Origin of the sequence: Ectothiorhodospira shaposhnikovii (assembly GCF_016584105.1) — a bacterium.
In the GTDB taxonomy this organism is placed as follows: domain Bacteria; phylum Pseudomonadota; class Gammaproteobacteria; order Ectothiorhodospirales; family Ectothiorhodospiraceae; genus Ectothiorhodospira; species Ectothiorhodospira shaposhnikovii.
The window spans coordinates 104,668-124,805 of the sequence record NZ_NRSM01000006.1 but is presented as its reverse complement, the minus strand read 5'-3'; the positions used below and the strand labels follow the sequence as shown (position 1 = coordinate 124,805).

At 63.0% G+C, this 20,138-nt stretch carries 17 protein-coding genes; 1 reads left to right on the top strand and 16 read right to left on the bottom strand.

The window, feature by feature from the left end:
* Positions 1–15: 15 nt before the first annotated feature.
* The 16 genes from CKO35_RS05265 to CKO35_RS05190 all read right to left on the bottom strand — a co-directional run bounded on the left by CKO35_RS05265 (position 16) and on the right by CKO35_RS05190 (position 17,376).
* Positions 16–1,059 carry an RpnC/YadD family protein gene (locus tag CKO35_RS05265; protein ID WP_200173334.1) on the bottom strand — a complete coding sequence of 348 codons (1,044 nt, stop codon included), beginning with the start codon at positions 1,057–1,059 and terminating at the stop codon, positions 16–18.
* Between the two features lie 26 nt (positions 1,060–1,085).
* Positions 1,086–2,204 carry a transposase gene (locus tag CKO35_RS05260; RefSeq protein WP_200173333.1) on the bottom strand — a complete coding sequence of 373 codons (1,119 nt, stop codon included), beginning with the start codon at positions 2,202–2,204 and terminating at the stop codon, positions 1,086–1,088.
* A gap of 229 nt (positions 2,205–2,433) precedes the next feature.
* On the bottom strand, positions 2,434–2,865 hold the full coding sequence (locus tag CKO35_RS05255; RefSeq protein ID WP_200173394.1) for a pilin: 432 nt from the start codon (positions 2,863–2,865) through the stop codon (positions 2,434–2,436).
* Between the two features lie 305 nt (positions 2,866–3,170).
* Positions 3,171–3,566 carry a type IV pilin protein gene (locus tag CKO35_RS05250; RefSeq protein ID WP_200173331.1) on the bottom strand — a complete coding sequence of 132 codons (396 nt, stop codon included), beginning with the start codon at positions 3,564–3,566 and terminating at the stop codon, positions 3,171–3,173.
* Positions 3,567–3,578: 12 nt separating this feature from the next.
* A complete protein-coding gene (locus CKO35_RS05245) occupies positions 3,579–3,911 on the bottom strand; it encodes a PilY2 family type 4a fimbrial biogenesis protein (protein ID WP_200173329.1) in 333 nt (110 codons plus the stop codon).
* Positions 3,908–7,378: a pilus assembly protein gene (locus tag CKO35_RS05240; protein ID WP_200173327.1), complete on the bottom strand. Its 3,471-nt coding sequence runs from the start codon at positions 7,376–7,378 to the stop codon at positions 3,908–3,910. The genes CKO35_RS05245 and CKO35_RS05240 overlap by 4 nt, the downstream gene beginning before the upstream one ends.
* Positions 7,379–7,473: 95 nt before the next feature.
* A complete protein-coding gene (locus CKO35_RS05235) occupies positions 7,474–7,980 on the bottom strand; it encodes a pilus assembly PilX family protein (protein ID WP_200173326.1) in 507 nt (168 codons plus the stop codon).
* Positions 7,981–7,988: 8 nt separating this feature from the next.
* A complete protein-coding gene (locus CKO35_RS05230; RefSeq protein ID WP_200173324.1) occupies positions 7,989–9,083 on the bottom strand; it encodes a PilW family protein in 1,095 nt (364 codons plus the stop codon).
* A 3-nt stretch (positions 9,084–9,086) separates the two neighbouring features.
* On the bottom strand, positions 9,087–9,575 hold the full coding sequence (pilV, locus tag CKO35_RS05225) for a type IV pilus modification protein PilV (protein ID WP_200173322.1): 489 nt from the start codon (positions 9,573–9,575) through the stop codon (positions 9,087–9,089).
* Positions 9,576–9,577: 2 nt separating this feature from the next.
* The gene (locus tag CKO35_RS05220) at positions 9,578–10,057 is read right to left on the bottom strand and encodes a GspH/FimT family pseudopilin (RefSeq protein ID WP_200173320.1); all 480 of its coding nucleotides are present in this window, start codon (positions 10,055–10,057) and stop codon (positions 9,578–9,580) included.
* 229 nt (positions 10,058–10,286) lie between these two features.
* Positions 10,287–12,275 carry an Ig-like domain-containing protein gene (locus tag CKO35_RS05215; protein WP_200173318.1) on the bottom strand — a complete coding sequence of 663 codons (1,989 nt, stop codon included), beginning with the start codon at positions 12,273–12,275 and terminating at the stop codon, positions 10,287–10,289.
* A gap of 143 nt (positions 12,276–12,418) precedes the next feature.
* Positions 12,419–14,581, bottom strand: a complete 2,163-nt coding sequence (locus CKO35_RS05210; RefSeq protein ID WP_200173316.1) for a type IV pilus secretin PilQ — start codon at positions 14,579–14,581, stop codon at positions 12,419–12,421.
* Between the two features lie 18 nt (positions 14,582–14,599).
* Positions 14,600–15,151: a pilus assembly protein PilP gene (locus tag CKO35_RS05205; RefSeq protein WP_200173314.1), complete on the bottom strand. Its 552-nt coding sequence runs from the start codon at positions 15,149–15,151 to the stop codon at positions 14,600–14,602.
* A complete protein-coding gene (locus tag CKO35_RS05200; RefSeq protein WP_200173312.1) occupies positions 15,144–15,746 on the bottom strand; it encodes a type IV pilus inner membrane component PilO in 603 nt (200 codons plus the stop codon). Before CKO35_RS05200 ends, CKO35_RS05205 begins: the two co-directional genes overlap by 8 nt.
* The gene (locus tag CKO35_RS05195; protein ID WP_200173310.1) at positions 15,743–16,315 is read right to left on the bottom strand and encodes a PilN domain-containing protein; all 573 of its coding nucleotides are present in this window, start codon (positions 16,313–16,315) and stop codon (positions 15,743–15,745) included. Before CKO35_RS05195 ends, CKO35_RS05200 begins: the two co-directional genes overlap by 4 nt.
* Positions 16,315–17,376: a type IV pilus assembly protein PilM gene (locus CKO35_RS05190; protein WP_200173308.1), complete on the bottom strand. Its 1,062-nt coding sequence runs from the start codon at positions 17,374–17,376 to the stop codon at positions 16,315–16,317. The genes CKO35_RS05195 and CKO35_RS05190 overlap by 1 nt, the downstream gene beginning before the upstream one ends.
* A gap of 279 nt (positions 17,377–17,655) precedes the next feature.
* Here CKO35_RS05190 and CKO35_RS05185 point away from each other — a divergent pair, with 279 nt between their 5' ends.
* On the top strand, positions 17,656–20,118 hold the full coding sequence (locus CKO35_RS05185; RefSeq protein WP_242467026.1) for a penicillin-binding protein 1A: 2,463 nt from the start codon (positions 17,656–17,658) through the stop codon (positions 20,116–20,118).
* Positions 20,119–20,138 lie beyond the last annotated feature (20 nt).

The following is a 20,138-nucleotide window of genomic DNA, read 5'->3' as shown; positions in this document are numbered from 1 at the left end:
GGGAATCCCCCGGCTTTAGCCGTGGGGAGGCTCAACCAGTAAGGTGTCCAGGCTGTCGGCCGACAGAATCAGCAGGACCCACTCGTCCAGCTGGGCATCCGTGGCTGAGGCCAAGCGTTTATCAGCCCATGCGGGCAGATCGCCAAACTTCAGGGTAATCAACTTGCGCAAAGTGCCTTCGACTCCTTCGTGACGGCCCCGTTCCAGGCCCCGTTCCAGGCCCCGCTCAAGGCCCTGCTCAAGGCCCCGCTCAAGGCCCTGCTCAAGGCCCTGCTCAAGCCCTTGCTTGATTCCCTGCTCAATCGCCAAGCGCTCAATGGTGTTCACATAAGGCATGTGTCTCTCCTCCTGAATGGCATGGACCGCCTGAACAAATTCGGGTTCCAGTTCTCTTGGCAGCTGGATCATCCAGTCGATGATGTGGAACAGCCGCATGATTTCCCGTCGGTGGTATCCTCGTTCATAGAGCAGCCGGATCAAGGCCACCTTCGTGTCCTTGCGCGAGGCACCCTGCCTGAGTCGCTTGGCCTTGATCTGCGCCATCACCACCAGGGCAAAGACATTCTCGCTCGCCTCCAGCTCCGGCCATCGTTCCTCCCAGTCGATCAGCTTGGCGGTGGGGAAGGTGAAACTCAGCTCGCAACCCCAGCGGGCATACCGGTAGCACATCGGCCGAAAGCTTGAGCGGGTATCCGCCAGCACCGCCAGGCTCACCACGTCGATGCCGTAGCGGTCCCTCAGACGATACTGATAAGTGTACATCCGCTCGGCAAAGGCGTCTTCCGGCTCACCCTGAACCTCAACATGGATCAGCACCCAGGTCTCTGCCCCGTCACGGGCCTGGACCTTCATCAACTTGTCCGCATGGCGCCGGCCACTTTCGGCATCCGCCGTGATCTGCTGCAGCTCCTTGTCCATGGGGGTATATCCCCGCGACCAGTCCACCCCGGCATGGATTGCCGGGAACAGCAGCTGGGTGAATTCCTCGAAATAGGATTCCAGGGCATCCTTCCACGGGCTGTCATGATCCGTGGGCCTGGTGGGATCTTGATCGGTCATGGCCACTCCTGTTGCAGACAAATAGCCTACAACACCGCCCGCCGCTCAAACACCCGCCGGGCCACGCCCATCCCGTGCAGGAATTTCGCCTGACGGCAGGCCGCATGTTCCACCAGCTTCGCCGGTTTGCCCACGGCATGGCCGAAAGCCTGCAACAGGTTCGAGCCGTGGGCAATGAAGGCCTCTGCGTCCATGCCCAGACGATCCAGCAGCTTCGGTGTCTGCGCCGGCATGTACCCCCGCTTGGCGGGATGCACGCACCGCCCCAGCATCTCCACCAGCTCCAGATAATCCGCCCAGGCAAACGGCACCGCCCAGGACTCCCGGCCGGTGGCGTCAAAGGGCATCAGGGGGGCGATGGCAAGGGGCGCCAACCTTTGCTCGCAACGTAATGCATCGCGCCAGTGCGGGATATTGGCCCCGGACTCCCCGTGCGCCACCGTCTCGTCTCCCTGGGCAGGGCTTATGGCCAAGGCCGACTGCATGCGTGCCTCGGCCCTGTCCGGGTACAGGCGTGCCTCAAGGCTGGTGTGCTCGCTGGTTTCCGGCGTGTCGGCGATCCCGGCCCGGACGGGGTTGAGATCCACATAGGCCATGGCACTGAGAATGGCCTGTTCGTCCAGCAGGGCCTGGCTTTTGAAACGACCTTCCCAGAACCGCCCCCGTACTCCGTCCTCGGCATTGGCCTTGCGAGCGATGGTCTCGTTGAGCACCCGCATGAACCAGGACAGATCCGCCAGACGCGCGCGGTAGGTGCGCGCCCATTCCCGCGCCTGGGCCAGTTCGGCATCGTGCAGTGTGTCCCGCATCTGTGGGTCCAGATACCGTTGCACCACCGGAGGCCCGGAGAAAACGCCGGTCCAGCGGCGCAGCACCGCCTCATCCGACCAGCCCTGGGCACGGCCCTGATCAATCCGAAGCACGATGTGGTAATGATTGCTCATCACCGCATAGGCAGCCACATCGATGGCGAAGACGGCGGCCAGTTGCCGAATCCTGGCCTCGATCCAGCCGCGCCGGTGTTCGAAGTTCTGGCCGGTGTGGTGGTCCTGTCCACAGAGGAAAGCGCGGCGGACACAGCGCGACACCACGTGATACCAGGGCGTGTCGGTGACGGACACCAGTTCTGAGCGAGGTCGGGTCATGGGGTGAGGATCTCAGAGAGGGCGGGGGAGGTCAACGATAAGTGGGTGTCCTTTGGTTTCTTTGGGTGTCCTTTAGTTTTTACGATAAGTGGGTGTCCTTTAATTTCTTAATTTCTTTAATTTCCTCTTTAGTTTCTGTTTTTTTCAGATAAAAAAAGACCCCGGCACGAGGCCGGGGTCTTAAGCGAAGTGAGAACGCCTCAATAGTTTCTAAGAGGTAGCTGCGAGATTATCGGCAAGCTGCAGGAAGAAATTTGTCAGCCAAGGTTGTGCTGGAGCAAGCCCACGAGACCGAACCGGTTTCATCGGTTGGGGTGAAACGCAAGGTACCCCCACGAATTCCTGCATTAACCGGGGCCGCGTTGCGCATTAATGCAGTGATAACGCCGTTAGCACCAATTGTGACTGACTCAACGTAGGTACCATTGATATCTCCAGCGTCTGACAACCCGGCTGCAGCATTAGTTGCAGGCCAGTCGCCGGTAGATTGCCACGTTTCAGCTACTGCGGTTCGTGCTCCGCCGGCCAGACTCATTGCCTCAGAGACTTGGCCACGTGCTGTGTAATCATTGTAAGCAGGAATCGCAATCGCAGCCAAAATCCCAATGATCGCCACAACGATCATCAGTTCAATCAAAGTAAAACCCTTCTGAGCCTTCATCATCATCAATCTCCATTTATCAACGAGGTTGTCATCCAGGAAGCCACACATCCGACTCCATGCCCTGATAATACAGCAATCTACATGCCACTTTCAGATCGCAGGATGGATGGCAGATTTGAAATCCTGAGCGGTCAATTCCGCCCCTGCCGCGCCCAAAGCGTTCAATCCCCCTGTGACAGAGGTGACAATTTCTGTCACCTGTCCGCAGAAATGGTCACTGCGAGGCAAGCCTGAAACGAACTCGCCCTGCCGATCATCGGCAGGGCGAGGGGAAATGGCCAAAAGGACAGGCCTGGGGGGGGCTACCAGCAATCATCCCCCAGCGTGCCCTCCGCCGAGCGTGCGCCGGTGTGGGTCAGGGTGAACTCCGTACACCGCGTGTCCTTGGTCTGAGGGCTGCCGCTGGCCGGGGTGGCGGTCAGGGTAAAGGTGGTGGCATCCAGGTCTGCATCGATGTCGTAGTGTCCGTCATCCGACTGGGCCCTGACCGCACAGTTCTCGTAGGAGTTCTGCACCGTATAACACCGCTCCAGTTGCTGGGCGGCCATGAGCAGCGCCGAGGTGGCATCTGTACGCCGGGTCTTCTGCACCTGTTCGGTGTAGGCCGGATAGGCGATGGTGGCAAGAATCCCGATGATCACCACCACGATCATGACTTCAATCAGGGTGAATCCTCGCTGTGAATCCTTCTTTGTCATGGGATGTTCCCGTTATTCCGGAGGATGATCAAGGATGAGCAGACGGATGACCGTCGGTTCGTTCCCCACCTGGGTGTAGGCAAACTGAACATACTGGCCGGCCTTGAGCTGACTGGAGACCGCATCGCTGCTTCTCTGCACCTGAACGTTGGTGCTCAGCCGGTAAGGCTCCGCGTTGATGACGATCTGCCGGCCCTGAATGCTGACCTCGTCGATCACTCCCACGTAAACCACGTCGGAGGCCGTCGCGGCCAGGGCCGCCGGCAGCACGGTCAGTGCCGCCACGGTCATGCCAAGCCGTTTCAGGATTCGGATGGGTCTCATCGGGTTGAGTCTGTTCATCATCTCAGTTGTCTCCAGGACTGGCGGCCAAAGCGGTTGGGGTCACCCCGACCGTCGATCTTGCGACCTTCACCGTCGTAGATATAGTCGATGGGACCATCGGAAATGACGGTGCGCTGCTCGCCCCAACCATGGCTGATCCCGCTGGGGGCATCTCCATTGTTCCACAGATCCGCATCGTCGAATTCGCCATCCCGGTCCAGGTCGAAGACCGTCTGGTGGAATCGACCGCCGGTGAACAGGTCGAGGTCGTAAAGGAAGCCTCTCCGCCCGATGCCGCAGGGGTCATTGTCGGGGATCATGGTGGCAAAGCGGACCCGCTCCTGTACCGTTCCGGTGGGGAAGGTGGGGGCGGTCAGGACCCGTTCTCCGGTGGACCAGTTCAGGTCCAGATACCAGCCCCGATGGCTACTGGTGAGTTCGTTGTCAGTGATGTTGCGAAGGGTGTAGGAATTGTCGTCCACGGAGTGGCTGCCCTGGGCGGTGATTTCCTGCATGAGCAGCTGGCCGCGACCGCTGACCGGGGTATTGTTGTCGATGATGCCGTAGAAGGATTGCACCTGGTTGCCCGCCGCACCGCCATCCTGGACGCGGAAATAGCTGCCGGTGCCGAAGACGACCAGGATGTCATCCGAATCCCGTGCCAGGGCCAGAGCGGGGGCGGAAGTGATCGGTTGTGGATTGCCACCGGCATCGGTGGCCGTGAACAGCTTGCCCGCGCTCCATTGACCCGGGTCCGTGCTGCTCAGATCGAATCGCCACATGTTGCCCAGCAGGTCTCCGGCATAGGCCTTTTCCGCGGCCAGGCTCTGGGATGGCCAGTCGGTCCACCGGGGAAGGGACAGACCATTGGGGCTTCCCCCTGAACCCACGCCGGTATCGATCTTGCGGATCAGGGAGCCATCCTTGAGATCGACGACGAAGAGAAAGGCCTTGTGGGAGTTGCTGTTGTAGCCGTTGCCGAAGATGGCGGCCCAGGTGCCATTGCTCAGGCGGGCGATGGTGGGCTGGCCGACGTTGTACCCCAGGTCGGGGTCGGTGAATTCCCACAGCACATGGCCGGTGTTGAAGGCGGTGGGATCGGTGACATCCAGGGCGAACACGGTGCGCCCGCCAGCCCCCATGGAACTGACCAGCACGGTCCTCCAGGCGTTGCCCGCGCCGATCTGGGCCTCGTCGATCAAGGGGGTGCCCTCCATGTAGTAGCGATGGGTGTAGTCCTCATCCATGAGATGGTTGACCGGGCTCGGACTGCCCGCGGCCGCGGTGAGTAGCTGTCCGGGGATGAAGGCAAAGAGTTCCTTGCCATCGTCGGCGTTGAAGGCATGGAGCATGCCGTTATTGGCGCCCACGTAGATGGTCCTGACCCGGTCGCGATTGCCGGGGGCCCCCAGAAGGCGACTGAAGCCGTCGTAGGTCCTGCCGACGAACTGGGGATTGGAGTTGATGATGTCTCCCATCAGCCGGGCCGGGTGGGATTCGGAGCGGCTGCGGAAGGACGGATGGGCGTTCTCGTGGCCTTGAAGCCAGGCCACCCGGGCCGAGCCCAGGTTGTCCTGGGTGCCGTCCAGGCCCGTGTTCAGGGCCGCCTTCTGGTCCGAGGACAGGGCATCGAAGGTGAATGGGATGCCGGTGCCGGTACCGTTGGTGGTGATGATCTTCCGGCTGCCGACCATGGCACGAAGTTCCGTTTCCGCGTCCCAGATCTTGCTGGAGGGCGAACCATCGCTGTTCAGTTCCAGGGCCTCGAAGCTGCCGGACCAGTCACCGGAACGGAAGCCGGTTCTGTAGAGCCGGGTGTCTTCCTGAAGCACGGCGGAACTGGCCGCGGCGGAGGTGGATGAGCTTTCAACGCGACCGAGTACCTCCCCAAGCACCCGGGTCAGTTCTCTCGCGAAGGTTCCCGGGTCGTCTGCACTGAAGAAATCGCCACCGGAGTTGACTGCGGCGTGGAGCATGTCGTCGATCTTTTCCGGATCGGCGTCCGACGGATGGGGACTGGGCCAGTCAATGGTGATCGATGGATCTGAAATGGCGGCAAAGGCATCCTCGGGATCAATATTGCCATGGACGCCCAGTCCCACTGTGTAGGTCACCATGTGCTGCCAGAAAGCGGGGTAGCGCTCGCTATGGGGCACCCGGTTTTCCAGGTCGGGGCGCAGGTCCTGTTTCCAGTAAGCCATGGCCACGTCCGCCAGGGTATTGTCGTGGCCATCCTTGAAGGGCGCAGCAACCGTATACCCTCCAGACTGTCCATCGGGTCCGGTCCAGGATGTATTACCGGAGCCATCCTGATTGCCCACATTGGGGTTGGAACCATTCCAGTAGCCGTCGGACATGAGGATGGTAAAACTCTGGCGGCAGCTCAGGTCGGTGCCGCCGTTGAATCCCGGGGTGGTGCTCCAGGGGCCACGGCTGTCCGTGCGCTTGTAGTACTCCCCCACACCCTTGAGGGCATTGCGCAGGGGCGTGCCCGCAGCGGGCACCGGGCGCTCATAGAGCTGGGTGAAGAAGCTTTCGCGGTCGGCTCCGGCAAAGGGGCGAACGCCTCTGACCACCGTGCTGGTGCTCTGGCCATCGATGGTGCTGGAGCCCTTGTTGATGGCGCCATAGCCCACGCGGAGGTTCTCGGGCTGAACGGCGAAGGCCGCGCCGATACCTGCCCGGGAAGCAAAGATCCGGTTGCGGTGGTAGCTGTACCAGTTGGCGAAGTTCTGGATTTCTTCGTCATAGGTGCAGGTGGCGCTTGCCTTGTCTTGGCAGTCGTCCCGGTTTTCCCTGCCGTGGCCCACATAGGCGCCCGTGGTGGAGCGGATTTCCACCCGCTCGTAGCTGTTTCTGTTGTCAACCGACCCGCCGACGTAATGGTAGTAAAGGGCGGGGTAAAAGGTCTGCCAGGTGCTGCTTATGGAATTGCTATTTCCGTTGGTGTCGTTGATCCACGGCGCCCGTTGTGTGTTGTCGATCGTGAGATTGCGCGTGCCGAACTCGGGAAAAAGCGGACGGTTGGGGGCGGCCTCCGGATCGGCATTTGCCATCAGGGTGCCGTCCGGATTGGACCAGGGCAGGTAGGTGAAGGCCGGGTTGTAATAGACCGTGTTGTTGTGGGCGGAGCGGAAAAAGGCGGTGGTGTTGAGGTGGTTGAAGCTGACCGTGCGCTCGTTGGTGTATTGGGCCGTTCCGCCGTGGATGTTGCTGTGCTCGCGGGGGAAGGTCCACATGACATAACGGGCCAGCGTCGTGCTGAACTTCTTGGTGATGTCGTCGGGCATGGTTTCCCACTGCATGGAGCCGGAGTCGTCGATGACGAAGACCACGTTGGGGTCCACGCTGGTGGTGAGAAAGAGTGGTGCGTTGGCGATGTTGATGTTGGCCGCGGCCGGGGTGCCCGCGAAAATGGCAAGCAGGCAGGCCAGTGTGAACGCGGTGGCGCGTGATGGCAGTGGCACGGGCCGGGTGTGTTTGGTCATGATTCAATCCTTGCGGTAACGCTCGCTGCGATCAGATGTGTTTCGGGCTGCCGGCGGCATGGGCTGATGCCGCTGACGCAAGGGGTGGTGGAAGGTCATGGCCGGCAGGGCCTTTCGCAGATGGACTGCAGGACGACCACCGTGGTGTCGACGCCGCCAGTGGAACGACTGGTCACGGGGTACAGGCTCCGTACACTGATGCCGCTGGCACCCGAGCCAGCCGGGTCCACGGGATTCACCCTTACCAGGCGCGGTTCGGCCACATGAGCCACGGGGTCCGCCGCCAGCAGGGTGGGATGTGGGGCCTGGTTGATGCTGTAGGTGCAGGTCTGGCCTGACCCATCCCAGGCCGCGGGGTCGGCCAGGGCGGGGGTGACGATATCCACTGTCTGAAGGTCTATCCATGCCTCACATTCCCTCAGAGCCGCCTCCGCGCCCTGAAAGGACAGATTCCGGTCCCTGGCATTGCCGGCCATGCGCTCCTGCAGGGTGGTGCCCTGCATGGCGGTGACGCCGATGAGGGTGAGCAGCAGCAGGAAGACCAGGGCGATGACCAGTGCCGATCCGGTCTGACCTGAATGGCGGAGCAGTGGGGTGTGCATGGCAGGCCTCACGGGAGTCTGTTGCGAAGTCCGATGGTGGTGCTCACCACCAGTCGTAGTCGTCGATCGTCTGGGGTGAAGACTTCGCCATCAAAATTGATCTGCTGGGGCTGATCGATCACGCCCTGCTGGGTGCTGGCCATGAGGAGAGTCACCCTGACGGCGACCACCGACTCCCACAGGCCCTGGTTGTCCACCTGCTGGGGGTTCAGGAACCGATCGGCGGCGAGATTTCCGGTGTCATCCACGCCGAAGGCGATCCGCATCCGTTCCACGCCTTCCACCAGCTCCTCTCCGGCCGCCTGGGCGTCGAGGATGCGGAACAGGGCCGGTCGGCCGTTGGCGCCATTGGCGATGTAGTAGGAACGACTGGACACGCGCATCACATCGCTGCCCTGGCCGAAGTTGGCGCCGAGGGCCTGGGTGTAATTGCCGGGCAGGGGGCCGGCGCCGGTATCGTGAACCAGCTGTCCCGTGGTGCCCGGATCGGCATTGGTCACCTGGAAGACGGCCGCCACCGTGCAGTTGTTGGCGAGCAGGATGTCCCCTTGGGCGATGTCATTGCCCGGGGCGATTTGCAGTGGCGTGGCGCCGGGGGGCAGGGTGGCGTTGGTGGGGTGATCATCTACGGCCAGGGGAGCACCGGTCATGCCACGGACGGTCAGTACGTCGCTGTCGTCCCGTACGCCGGGCAGGGCCATGGGCAGGGCGGGAGAGAAGCCGCCGCCCGTACCCCTGTACCCTTCCACGGGCCTGGCGAAATTCCATTGCCAGGCGGCGGGGTTGTTCAGGGTGACGCGCAGCAGGCCCGAACGCAGACGGGGATTGGTGAGCGGCGCATCTTCCATGCGCAGGCTGGATACGCAGCCATAATTTCCCGCCTCCCGCAGTTCCCGTTGCAGGGTGTCGATGATGAACCGGGTATTTTCCTGGACCCGGGACAGGGCTTCCTGCTGCCGGTAGGTCTGGCTGGAGCTGACAAAGATCTGGATGACCCCACCGGTCAGGATCAGGGCAATCAGCAGGGCTACCATGAGTTCCACCAGGGACAGGCCGCGTTGCTGGCCTGCGGGTGGAGCGGATCTGTGGGTGATGGAATTCATGGTTCAGAACAGCCTCGTGGCCATGGCGAAATCCCGTGAAACCGGTTCCGCGTCTTCGTGCTGTCTTTCGGTCCAGCGTACGGTGATGGTCACGAGATCCCCCGCAACCTGGATGGTGCCTGCCCCTTGGGGAAGGAGACAGGCAAGCTGGTTGCGCCATTCCTCCATGTCCCGATCGGCCAGGGTGCCGGCGTTGGAGACGAAAGCCGGGTTGCAGTTCTGCGGATTGAAGTCTGCTTCCGTGTAGGCGCCTGCTTCCGTTGCCACCAGATTGGCCCGCATCCTGTCCGTGATGTCGTAGGCAAGGAAGGTGGCCTGGGTTCTCAGGTGGGCCTCGTGGTTGAAACGCACGGAGGTGGCCTGAAGCCCCGCAAGCCCCAGCAGACCGATGGCCAGCACGAGGACCGCGACCAGCACCTCAATGAGGGTGAATCCGCCCTGACGGCGGTCAACCGGCGAGGCGCTGGGAGGGTGGGAGTCGGGATGTGTCACTGTCAGCAGTCCCCTGTTGTGATCTGGACGCGACCGGTGTTCTGGATTTCCAGAGTGCGCATGCGATCCTTGGTCCCCGAAGCGCAGCCGTAGGGCTTGATGGTCAGGGTCACAATATTGTTAGGGGTAGTCTTTGCGCCACGGCCATCGAAGCTGAGGATGGCGAGGGTGGGGGTGACGGTCATGTGCCTCATGCCGGGGAATTCCCGGATGATCCCGTCGTCATCTGTGCAGTCGTTGTCCAAATGGACGCACCAGCCCTGGGCGAAGTCGCTGTCGACAGGGGAGACGTTCACCTGAACGCCCCGCTTGATGGCCTCGCTGCGGGCCAGATTGAGGGCGGCAACCAGGTCATTGGTCTGGGTGACCACCCGGTTTGTCTGTATCAGGTTTGTAAACCCCGGAACGGCTATGGTGGCCAGAATGGCCGCCACCGCCAGGGTCACCACAAGTTCAACGAGAGAGAAACCGGAGCTTTTCATGCCTCCTAGTCTAGTCCTGGACACGGGGGGTGTCCTGTGTCAATGGATGAACGGGAGGTTTGGTGGAATGATCGGCGAATTCGTGCAAGTGCTTGAAGTGTAAAAAGAACCGACAGACTTGGTGGGGGTATGATTGGTGGTTTCCGGTCCCGTCGGCGAGAGGGGCTGAAAAAGGAATGGCCCGGTCAGTGGGACTGACCGGGCCATCTGCCGCTGCTGATCAGCGGGTTCAGAAATAGATGTTGTAGGGGGAGTGAGGCAGGTTGTCGTCACTTTCCTCCCGCGGCAGGAAGAAGATGCGGGAGCTCAGCACCTCCGTGCCATCCACCTGGGTGGTGGCGAGGATTTCCACCTCGATCACCTGGGCCCGGTCCTTGGGATAGGTGAGGTTGAAGGTGGCCAGGCCATTTTCGTCAGTGGTCACCACGCCGGGCAGGGAACCGGCGGCCGAGGATTCCGGCAGCAACCTGCAGCCCTGCTCGAAAGCGGCGGTTGCGTCGATGACCGTCCCGGCGGCGGGTTCGGAAGCCCCGGCCGGTTCACATTTCCGGCGGGTGTCACTCAGGCCGAAGGCAAGACCGGCCACCAGTCCGGAGGTCCAGCCATCACCCAGGTCCCGGGTGACATTCCTGTTGGTATCTTCATTGACGTGGGTGTCGACCCCCACGGTCAGGTCGCCCTCGGTGTCCCTGAATCCGGTACGGAACCGGGTGGGCCAGGCCCGCAGGGAGATGTCCACGCCTCCCAGGGCGCCGCCGTTGACATCGGTGGCGATGATGGAGATGGGCAATATGTAGGCGGTGTCGTTATTGGTGCTGTCAATGGTGTTGGACAGGCCGATGGCGAGGGAGCCAGGCCGGTTGGTCAGGGTGACGGAGGTCTCGTCGCACTTGTTGATGGAAACGACGCAGGCGCGTACGCGGACACCCTGGGCGGACGAGGGGATGTTGCCGGCCTGCAGGCGAACCGAGGCAATGCCATCGTTGTTGGTATTGGCAAAGGGACTGCTGAGACTGGAACCCAGGCTGTCGCCAATGAACTCGAAGGTGATCAGCTCACCGGGGGGCACCGGGATATTATTGGACTGGCCGGGCTGGGAGCGGGTGGCCGTCAGGGTGATGGTCGAGCTGCTGCCGGAACCGACGGCCAGGGTGGCCGGGCTGGCCTGGATGGAGACGTTGGTCAGGTCGGGGTCGAGGTTGCTGTCGTTGAAGGCGAAGAAGGAGGTGATGGCCCGCTCTCCCGATGCATCCATTTTTTCCGCCGAGAGGGTGACCCGGCCGGTGCTGAAGCCGGTGAGGGTGGCGGTGGCCACGCCGCCGGTGGCGGGCACCACGGCGATGCGGGTACCGCCATTGAGGATGCCGGAGGAGGTAATGATCCGCACATTGCCAGCATAGCCGGGCGTCTGTACCGCGATGTTCACGGGGGTGGAGATTTCAATGGCATCATCAGGCGACGGGGTGGTGAAACTCACGCCTGCCGGGACCACGGTGACAGGGATGTCCGAGGTCAGGCCCAGGCCGGTCAGCCTGACCACGCCGTTGCCCAGTGCCTGGGCGTCCAGGCGGAAGCTGGCTTCACCGTTGGAGCCGGTGGTGATGGCGGTGGGGCAGTCCGGCCGGCTGATGATGCCAGCCTCCTGAACCACCCGGGTGAAGGACGGGGCGTCAATGCAGACGGTCTGGTTGCTGCCCGGGTTGCCGGCACCGGCAGTGGCCCTGACGGTGATCAGTTCCCGCTCACCCTGAACCATCTGCAGCTGGCCGGGATTGGTGGTGAGGCTGGGGCCGACGAAGACGAAGCCGATGGATGTGCTCAGGTTGGTGTCCGGTATCCGGGCGGTGACCACGGCGTTGCCGGCGAGCAGGCTCTGACTGCTGCCCAGGCTGGCGGTGACAGTGCCGGTTTCCGCGGTGACGGCGCCCCTGACGACCAGGTTATAGCCCTGGTTGCCGGGGCGTGATCCGTCCGGGTCCACGGTCATGGTCACCGGCACGCCGCCGAGCAGGAGGTTGCCGGCGTTTTTCACCTGAACGGTGATTTCGGCGGAATCCGAACCGTCCGCGTTCACCTGAACCTTGTCGGCGAAGATCTGGATGCTGGCCGGGGACTGGGTCCCATCGCCGGGGCCATCGCCGGAGAATCCGCCGCCGCCGCCGCCCCCACCGCAGGCGGACAGCATCAATGCCGCCGCCAGGATGGCGCCATATTTCACACCTGGGATACCTGACACTCTGTTGATCATGTTCTACCCTTGCCCAAGGAGGACTTCCCCCCTTGAAACGACAATATTGAGACTGACGGGTGCCCGTGAACGGGCGGCCCGTCGCCTGATGGTGCGGTCCAGCCCGCGATCTTTCAGCGATTCAAGACGGATTCCTCCACCACCTTCGGCGTCACGAAGACCAGCAGTTCCGCCTTGGTTTCGCTCATGTTGCGCTGCCTGAACAGCTGACCGATGATCGGCAGGTCGCCCAGCAGCGGTGTCTTGCGCAACTGTTCCAGACTGCTGATCTCATAGATGCCGCCCAGGACCACCGTTTCGCCGTTGCGCACGAAGACCTGGGTGTTCACCTCGCGGGTCTCGATGGACGGGGTTCCCCTGACCTCGCGGGTGCCGGCATTGTCCTTGTTGACCCTGATGTTGAGGATGATGTTGCCGTTGGGGGTGATCTGGGGTGTCACCTCGGTGGACAGCACGGCGTCAATGAACTGAATGGCGGTGGCGCCGGAGGAGGTGGCTTCCTCGTAGGGGATGCGTTCCCCCTGCTTGATGACGGCGGTCTGGCCGTTGGCGGTGATCACCCTCGGGGTGGAGACGATTTCACCCCGTCCTTCCACCTGCAGGGCCGTCAGCTCCAGGTCCAGCAGCACGTCCGGGCGCAGGATGGACAAGCCGATGCTGCCCGCGGGAGAGGTGACGGGCATGTTGACGTTGAGACGGTCGTCCAGGCTGGGGATGCCCACCGGGAAGGGCGAGCCGGTGCTGTTGAGGTTGTCGACGGCGTCGCGGATGATGCCGTCGGCGGCGGCCAGTCCGCCGCCGGTGCCGACGATGGTGTCGCCATGCTGGCGGACGCCGGTGACGCCGAAGCGCACGCCCAGGTCGCGGGCAAAGTCGTCGGTGGCCACCACGATGCGGGTTTCGATCAGGACCTGCTGGACCGGAATGTCCAGGGTAGTGACCAGCCGGCGGATTTCCTGCAGCTTGTCGGCGGTGTCCTGTACCAGCAGGGTGTTGGTGCGGGAATCCACGGTGATGCTGCCCCGCTCCGACAGAAAGCGGTTGTCATCGCCACTGATGATGCCGGCCACGTCGGCCGCCCGGGCATAGTTCACCTGGATGAATTCGGCCCGTACCGGGGCCAGTTCGGCCGCCTGACGCTGGGATTCCAGATCCAGGCGTTCGCGGGCGGCGATTTCTTCCGAGGGGGCAACGAAGAGGACATTGCCATTCTGGCGCATGGCCAGACCCTTGGTCTTGAGGATGATGTCCAGGGCCTGATCCCAGGGCACGTTGCGCAGGCGCAGGGTGATGTTGCCGGTGACGGTGTCACTGACCACCACGTTGAGGTCGGTGAAGTCGGCGATCAACTGCAGGACGGAACGGACCTCGATGTCCTGGAAATTGAGGGAAAGACGTTCGCCGGTGTAGGTGAAGCGTTCCCGTTCCAGGGCCTGGCGCTCCTCCGGAGTGAGGGGTTTGACCTCCAGGGTGTAGGTGTCCTCTGCCTGGTAGGACAGGACATCGTACAGTCCCGTGGTGCCGATGCTGATGCGTACCCGTTCGGATTCCATGATGGCGTCGATGGTCTGCACCGGGGTGGCGAAATCGGTGACATCCAGCCGACGTTCAAGCGGGTCCGGCAGATGGGCGCGGTGGAAGGAGAGTTCGATGCGACCGTCCTGTTCCCTCAGGTCCACCGGGGTGCGGGGGTCGGTGAGGGAGATGATCAACCGGCCTTCGCCTTCCGGGCCGCGCCGGAAGTCCACATTGGAGATGCTTCGTGCCCGGGGCGCCGGCGCCGCTGGTTGCCGGGTTGTGCCGGGCAGGCCGCTGACGGCGGCGGGGGTGGTGGTCTGGATGCCGGGGGACAGGGTGAGCACCAGGTCATTGCCGTCCAGGCGGGTGTCGTAGCCCATCATGCGCACCAGATTGAACACCACCCGGGTGCGGCCCGATGCCTCCACGGTGTTCACGGACTGGGTGAGGCCCATGTTGATGGTCTGGTTGCGCTGGGGCAGGGCATTGCGGGTATCGGGGAAGTCCAGGGCGATCCGGGCCGGATTGTCGATGGTGAAGCTCATGGGGTCCGGCGGCGGTTCGGAGAAGCGCATGATGACCTGTAGCTGGTCGCCGGAGAGGGTGTTATAGATGATCTGGTCAAGGGTGCGGGCCTGGGCGGCGCTCTGCCAGCACAGGGCCAGCAGGCACAGGATCAGGAAGGGAAGGGTTTGCCGGGGGGCGCGCAGGCCGTGTGCCGTCCCGGGCAGGTTGGGTCGCAGGGTTGCCGATGTCATGCGTTTGTTCCTCGTTGCCTATTCTGTGAGCGCAATGGAGCCGCTGCGCTCCATATAGCCGCCGAATCCGTCCGGCACGATTTCTGTGATCTCGATGCCGCCGGAACTGATCCGGTCGATGCGACCATGGTTCTGCCCCAGATAATTGCCCTCGGTCACCCGCTGGATGGTGCGTTCGGGAGTGCGGACCAGTGCCCACTCCATGCCGGACTGTTCCAAGGTGCCCACCATGCGCAGGGTGTCCAAGGGGAATCGCTCCAGGTATTCCGGGGTGCGGTCCGGATCAATGGTTACGCCGCTGGGTGAGCGGGCCGCGGTTTCCGCCATCCGGATGACGATTGCGGCGCTGTCGAAGGGGTCGCGCTCGTGGCCTGGGTAGACAAAGACTTCGTGGGGCACGATCTCCGGGATGGGTTCGATGCGTCCTCCGGGGCGCTGCTTGGTCTGCTCCACGTATCGCTGGAGATCGGAGAGGTCGCTGCCGCAGCCGGTGAGTCCCAGGGCGGTGATGGCCATGAGTCCGGCAAACAGTGTGGCAATGGGACCTTGGGGGTGCTTGGGATCAGCCATCGGAACCTTCCAGGTAGCGATATGTCTTGGCGGTGGCCTCAATGGTCAGCCTGCTGGAGCCCTGTTCGGGCCGCAGGTTGATGTCGTGCAGGGTGACGATCCGGGGCAGGGCGGCGACACCGCTGGTGAAGGTGGCCACCTGTTCATAGTTGCCCTTCATGCGCAGGCGGATGGGCTTTTCGGCGTAGAATCCCCGGCGGATCTCGTTTTCCGGCCGGAACAGGTCGATTTCCAGGCCGGAGGCGAGTCCGGTCTGGGAGACGTCAACCAGCAGGTTGGGGATTTCCGTCTGGCTGGGCAGCTGGCGCAGCATGGTGCCGAAGCTGCGGCGCATTTCTTCAAGCTGTTCCTTGTAGGCATCCAGGTTGGCGGCCCGGCGCTGCCGGGTCTCGAACTGCTGGCGCAGCTGGGTTTCCCTGGCCTCCGCCTGCCTGAGCAGTTCGATCTGCCCCTTGGTGTCAAACCAGTAGCCCGCACCGAGCAGGGCGGCGGCCATGACCGCCAGTACCAGGATGCGCGCCGGCAGGGGGGCCGATCCGATGGTCTTGAGGTCGATGTTGTTGAGATCGTTGAGATCGAAGCTGCCCTTTTTCATCGGGAGGCCTCCTCCGTGTTCTCGGCGCCGGGGCTGGTCTGGCGCACGGTGAGACGGAAATCGCTCAGGCGTACCCCCCGGTCTTCCCTTGTCTCGATGACCAGCAGCACCGGTTCGGAGAACCAGGGCGAGTCTTCCAGGTTGCGCATGTAGGCGGACACCCGCGCGTTGGATTCGGCCATGCCGGCGATTTCAAGGTTGGCGCCCCGCTGCGTGACGCTGGTGAGATAGGTGCCGCCGGGCAGGGTGGTGACCAGTTCGTCGAACAGGCGAACCACCACCGGCCGGCTGGTCTGGAGTTCCTGGATGATGGTCATGCGGTCCACCAGGGCGCGGCGGGTGGCTTCCAGTTCCTGGATTTCCGCGATCTGCCGGTCCAGGATGCGGATCTCGTTCTGCAGGAAGTTGTTGCGCTGCTGCTGCTGCTGGATGAGGCCGTTGACCTGAATGTGCGCCAGGAATATCCCCACCAAGCATCCCACCGCCACCAGCACGGCGATGACGGTGAATTCCTTTCGCTGTTCCTTGCGCCGTTGTTCCCGCCAGGGGAGCAGGTTGATGCGGGACATCAGTCGAAACTCCTCATTGCCAGGCCACAGGCGATCATGAGCGCCGGAGCATCACTGCCCAGGCGCCTCGGGTTGACGCGGGGGTGAAGGCTCATCTTGCTGAAGGCGTTGCCTACCCGGGTGAGGGTGCCCACCCGGGATTCGATCTGTTCGTCCACGCCGGGAATGGCGGCGCAGCCGCCGGCCAGGATGATCTGGTCCACCTGGGTGTGGGTGCTGGCGGCATAGAAGAACTGCAGCAGGCGGGCAACCTGCTGGGCCATGACGTCCTTGAAGGGCTCAAGCACTTCGGGCACATAGCTGTCGGGCAGGCCGCCTTCCTTCTTGTTGCGTCCCGCTTCATCGTAGGACAGGCCGAAGCGGCGCATGATGTCCTCGGTGAGCTGCTTGCCGCCGAAGGTCTGCTCGCGGGTGTAGATGAGGTTCTGCTTGTGAAGGATGTTGATGGCCGTCATGGTGGCGCCGACGTCGATCACGGCCACCAGGGCGTCGCGGTCCAGTTCCGTGGCCTGGTCGGCGAGCAGGGGGTAGGCATGTTCGATGGCGTAGGCTTCAACATCCATCACCTTGGTGTTGAGGCCCGCCATTTCCGCCGCCGCCACGCGCATCTCCACGTTCTCGCTGCGGGAGGCGGAAAGCAGGACTTCCACCAGGTCGGGATTCTTGGGGGCGGGGCCGATGATCTCGAAGTCCAGGTTGACTTCTTCCAGGGCAAAGGGGATGTACTGGTCGGCTTCAAGCTGGACCTGCCCTTCCATTTCATCCGGCTTGAGTCCGGCGGGCATGGTGATGACTTTGGTGATCACCGCCGAGGAAGGAACGGCCAGGGCGCAGAGCTTGTTGCTGGTACCCAGACGTTTGTGGGCCGACTTGATCGCCTGGCCCACGGCATCCACATCCTGGATGGTTTTTTCCTGAACGGCACTGCCGGGCAGGGGTTCGACGCTGTATCCTTCCACCCGGTAGCCGGTGCCGGTACGCGAGAGTTCCACCATCTTTACCGATGTGGAGCTGATATCGATCCCGATCAGCGTGGGGCGTTTGCGGGCGAGTCCTATCACGATGACCCCTTGCGATTCATTGCAGCGCTTGAGTGGAGTAGCTTATAGTTTTTTCCTGGGGAAACACTGAACAAGCCCCCCCTCCCGTCACTCCCGCATAAAACGGTGGCAAGGGTTTCAGCCTGTGACGGGATTCCCGCTGTCGCGGGAATGACTTATTCAGAACACCCCCAGATACTAGACCCAAGTTTTCGGAATTACTACCGCCAAGTCCAGCCCTTCTCTGCCTGAGGCGGTGGTATTTCCGAAGAGCGGTTGCCTTCTCCCGAATTGCGGGTCATGTCGTCCACCCTGCAGGCATATTTCATGCGTTTCCTGATCAAAATCCTTGTGTTTGCCCTGTCGGCCCTTTTTGGTGTTTTCACCCTGGGGGTGATCACCGTTGCGGCCGCCTATGTCTATCTGTCGCCGGAGATGCCGGCGGTGGAAACCCTGCGGGAGGTGCGGTTCCAGGTTCCCTTGAGGGTCTATAGCCAGGACGGCCGGCTGATGGCGGAATATGGCGAGCAGCGACGGGAGCCGATCGCCATCGGGGAGGTGCCCGAACTGATGCGTCTCGCCTTTCTGGCGGCCGAGGATGACCGTTTCGAAACCCATCCCGGGGTGGATCATGTGGGTCTCATTCGCGCCGCGCTGAATCTGCTGGCCACCGGGGAGAAGTCGCAGGGGGGGAGCACCATCACGATGCAGGTGGCCAGGAACTTTTTCCTGGATCGGGAGAAAACCTACACCCGCAAGCTGACCGAGATATTCCTGGCCATTCACATCGAGCGGGAATTGAGCAAGGATGAGATCCTGGAGCTGTACCTGAACAAGATCTTCCTGGGACATCGGGCCTACGGGGTGCGGGCGGCTTCCCAGGTGTATTACGGGGTGGACGTGCATGAGCTGACCCTGCCCCAGATCGCCACCATCGCCGGTTTGCCGCAGGCGCCTTCCCGCGCCAATCCCGTGACCAATCCCGCCCGCGCGGTGGCGCGGCGGAATTATGTGCTGGGGCGGATGCATGAGCTGGGGTTCATTGATACCCCGGCGTTCGAGGCGGCGCGGCAGGCGCCGGAGACGGCCCGGCTGCATCATCCCGTGGTGCAGGTGGATGCGGCCCATGTGGCCGAAATGGCGCGGATGGAGATGCTGGCCCGGTTCGGGGAGTCGGCCTATACCGAGGGCTACCGGGTGTATACCACGGTGCGGCCGACCATGCAGGAAGCGGCGACCCGGGCCCTGCGGGCGGGGTTGATGGAATATGACCTGCGCCATGGCTATCGCGGCCCGGAGGCGGAAATCGATCTGCGCCGGCATGATTCCGACCAGGCCCTGGACCGGGTGCTGTCGGGCTATCCCCGCGTGGCGGGCCAGTTGTGGCCGGGTGTGGTGCTGCAGGCGGACGCCGGCCAGGCGACGGTTTACATGGGACGGGGGCAGCGGGTGACGCTTGATCGTGCCGCCGTGGAATGGGCGAGACCCTATGTGGACGAGTCCACCCGGGGGCCTGTGCCGCGCACGGTGTCCGAGGTGCTGAAGCCGGGGCATGTGGTGCGCCTGCGGCGTGGCGCCGAAGACCGCTGGGTGCTCGGTCAGGTGCCCGCGGTGGAAGGGGCCCTGGTGGCGCTGGATGCCCGCGACGGGGCGGTGCTAGCCCTGGTGGGTGGCTATGATTTCTACGCCAGCAATTTCAACCGGGCCGTGCGGGCGGAGCGTCAGCCCGGTTCGGCCTTCAAGCCTTTCATCTATTCGGCGGCCATGGATCATGGTTATTCACCGGCCAGCGTGATCAATGATGCGCCCATCGTCATCGAGGATGTGTCCCTGCAGGGGGAGTGGCGGCCCCGGAATTACAGTGGCCGGTTCTACGGGCCCACCCGTTTGCGGGAGGGGCTGGCCCATTCCCGCAATCTGGTTTCCATCCGTCTGCTGGATGAGGTGGGTGTGAATCGGGTGCATGGCTATCTGGAGCGGTTCGGGCTGGCGCCCGACCGCCATCCGAGGTCGCTGTCCATGGCCCTGGGCAGTGGTTCGGTCACGCCGCTGGAGCTGACCCGTGCCTACGGGGTGTTTGCCAACGGCGGTTATCTGGTGGAACCCTGGTTCATCACCCGGGTGGAGCATGCCTCGGGCGAGGTGGTGTTCCGCACGGTACCCCGGCGGGTCTGCGAGTCGCCCTGTGTTGCGCCCGAGTTGCCGGATGACCGGGTGGCGCAGCCTGGGGCGGGTGGCCTGGAATGGCCGTCCGGGGAAGGTCCCGATTTTCTGGCGGCCCGGCGCACCATTCCCGCATCCAATGCCTATCAGATGTACAGCATGATGCGCGATGTGGTGCAGAGTGGTACCGGTGGCCGCGCCCGGGCGCTGGGCAGGGAGGACGTGGCCGGCAAGACGGGGACCACCAACGAGTTGCGTGATGGCTGGTTTGCCGGATTCGCTGGCGACATTGTCAGCAGCGTATGGGTGGGATTTGACCAGTACACTTCTTTGGGGCGGCGGGAAACCGGCGGCAGCACGGCCCTGCCCATCTGGGTGGATTTCATGGGTGATGCCCTCAAGGGGCAACCCGAGCGTCGCTGGCGCCAGCCTTCCGGGATGGTCAGTCTGCGGATCGATGCGGATACCGGCGGGCGGGTGACCGGTTCCACCCGTCGGGCCATCTTTGAGGTGTTCACGCCCGAGCAGTTGCCGCCCGAGGTTCCCCGGGATGCCCCGGGGGCGGGGGTGGATGAACATACGCCGGAAAGCATCTTCTGATCCCATCGGGAGGGCCTGTC

Coding starts and splice junctions, on each gene's coding strand:
- CKO35_RS05240 (WP_200173327.1), bottom strand. CDS start 7,378: ATGACCAAACACACCCGGCCCGTGCCACTGCCATCACGCGCCACCGCG.
- CKO35_RS05200 (WP_200173312.1), bottom strand. CDS start 15,746: ATGAAAAAGGGCAGCTTCGATCTCAACGATCTCAACAACATCGACCTC.
- CKO35_RS05255 (WP_200173394.1), bottom strand. CDS start 2,865: ATGAAGGCTCAGAAGGGTTTTACTTTGATTGAACTGATGATCGTTGTG.
- CKO35_RS05250 (WP_200173331.1), bottom strand. CDS start 3,566: ATGACAAAGAAGGATTCACAGCGAGGATTCACCCTGATTGAAGTCATG.
- CKO35_RS05230 (WP_200173324.1), bottom strand. CDS start 9,083: ATGAATTCCATCACCCACAGATCCGCTCCACCCGCAGGCCAGCAACGC.
- CKO35_RS05210 (WP_200173316.1), bottom strand. CDS start 14,581: ATGACATCGGCAACCCTGCGACCCAACCTGCCCGGGACGGCACACGGC.
- CKO35_RS05220 (WP_200173320.1), bottom strand. CDS start 10,057: ATGAAAAGCTCCGGTTTCTCTCTCGTTGAACTTGTGGTGACCCTGGCG.
- CKO35_RS05185 (WP_242467026.1), top strand. CDS start 17,656: ATGTCGTCCACCCTGCAGGCATATTTCATGCGTTTCCTGATCAAAATC.
- CKO35_RS05265 (WP_200173334.1), bottom strand. CDS start 1,059: ATGACCGATCAAGATCCCACCAGGCCCACGGATCATGACAGCCCGTGG.
- CKO35_RS05205 (WP_200173314.1), bottom strand. CDS start 15,151: ATGGCTGATCCCAAGCACCCCCAAGGTCCCATTGCCACACTGTTTGCC.
- CKO35_RS05260 (WP_200173333.1), bottom strand. CDS start 2,204: ATGACCCGACCTCGCTCAGAACTGGTGTCCGTCACCGACACGCCCTGG.
- CKO35_RS05235 (WP_200173326.1), bottom strand. CDS start 7,980: ATGCACACCCCACTGCTCCGCCATTCAGGTCAGACCGGATCGGCACTG.
- CKO35_RS05245 (WP_200173329.1), bottom strand. CDS start 3,911: ATGATGAACAGACTCAACCCGATGAGACCCATCCGAATCCTGAAACGG.
- CKO35_RS05195 (WP_200173310.1), bottom strand. CDS start 16,315: ATGTCCCGCATCAACCTGCTCCCCTGGCGGGAACAACGGCGCAAGGAA.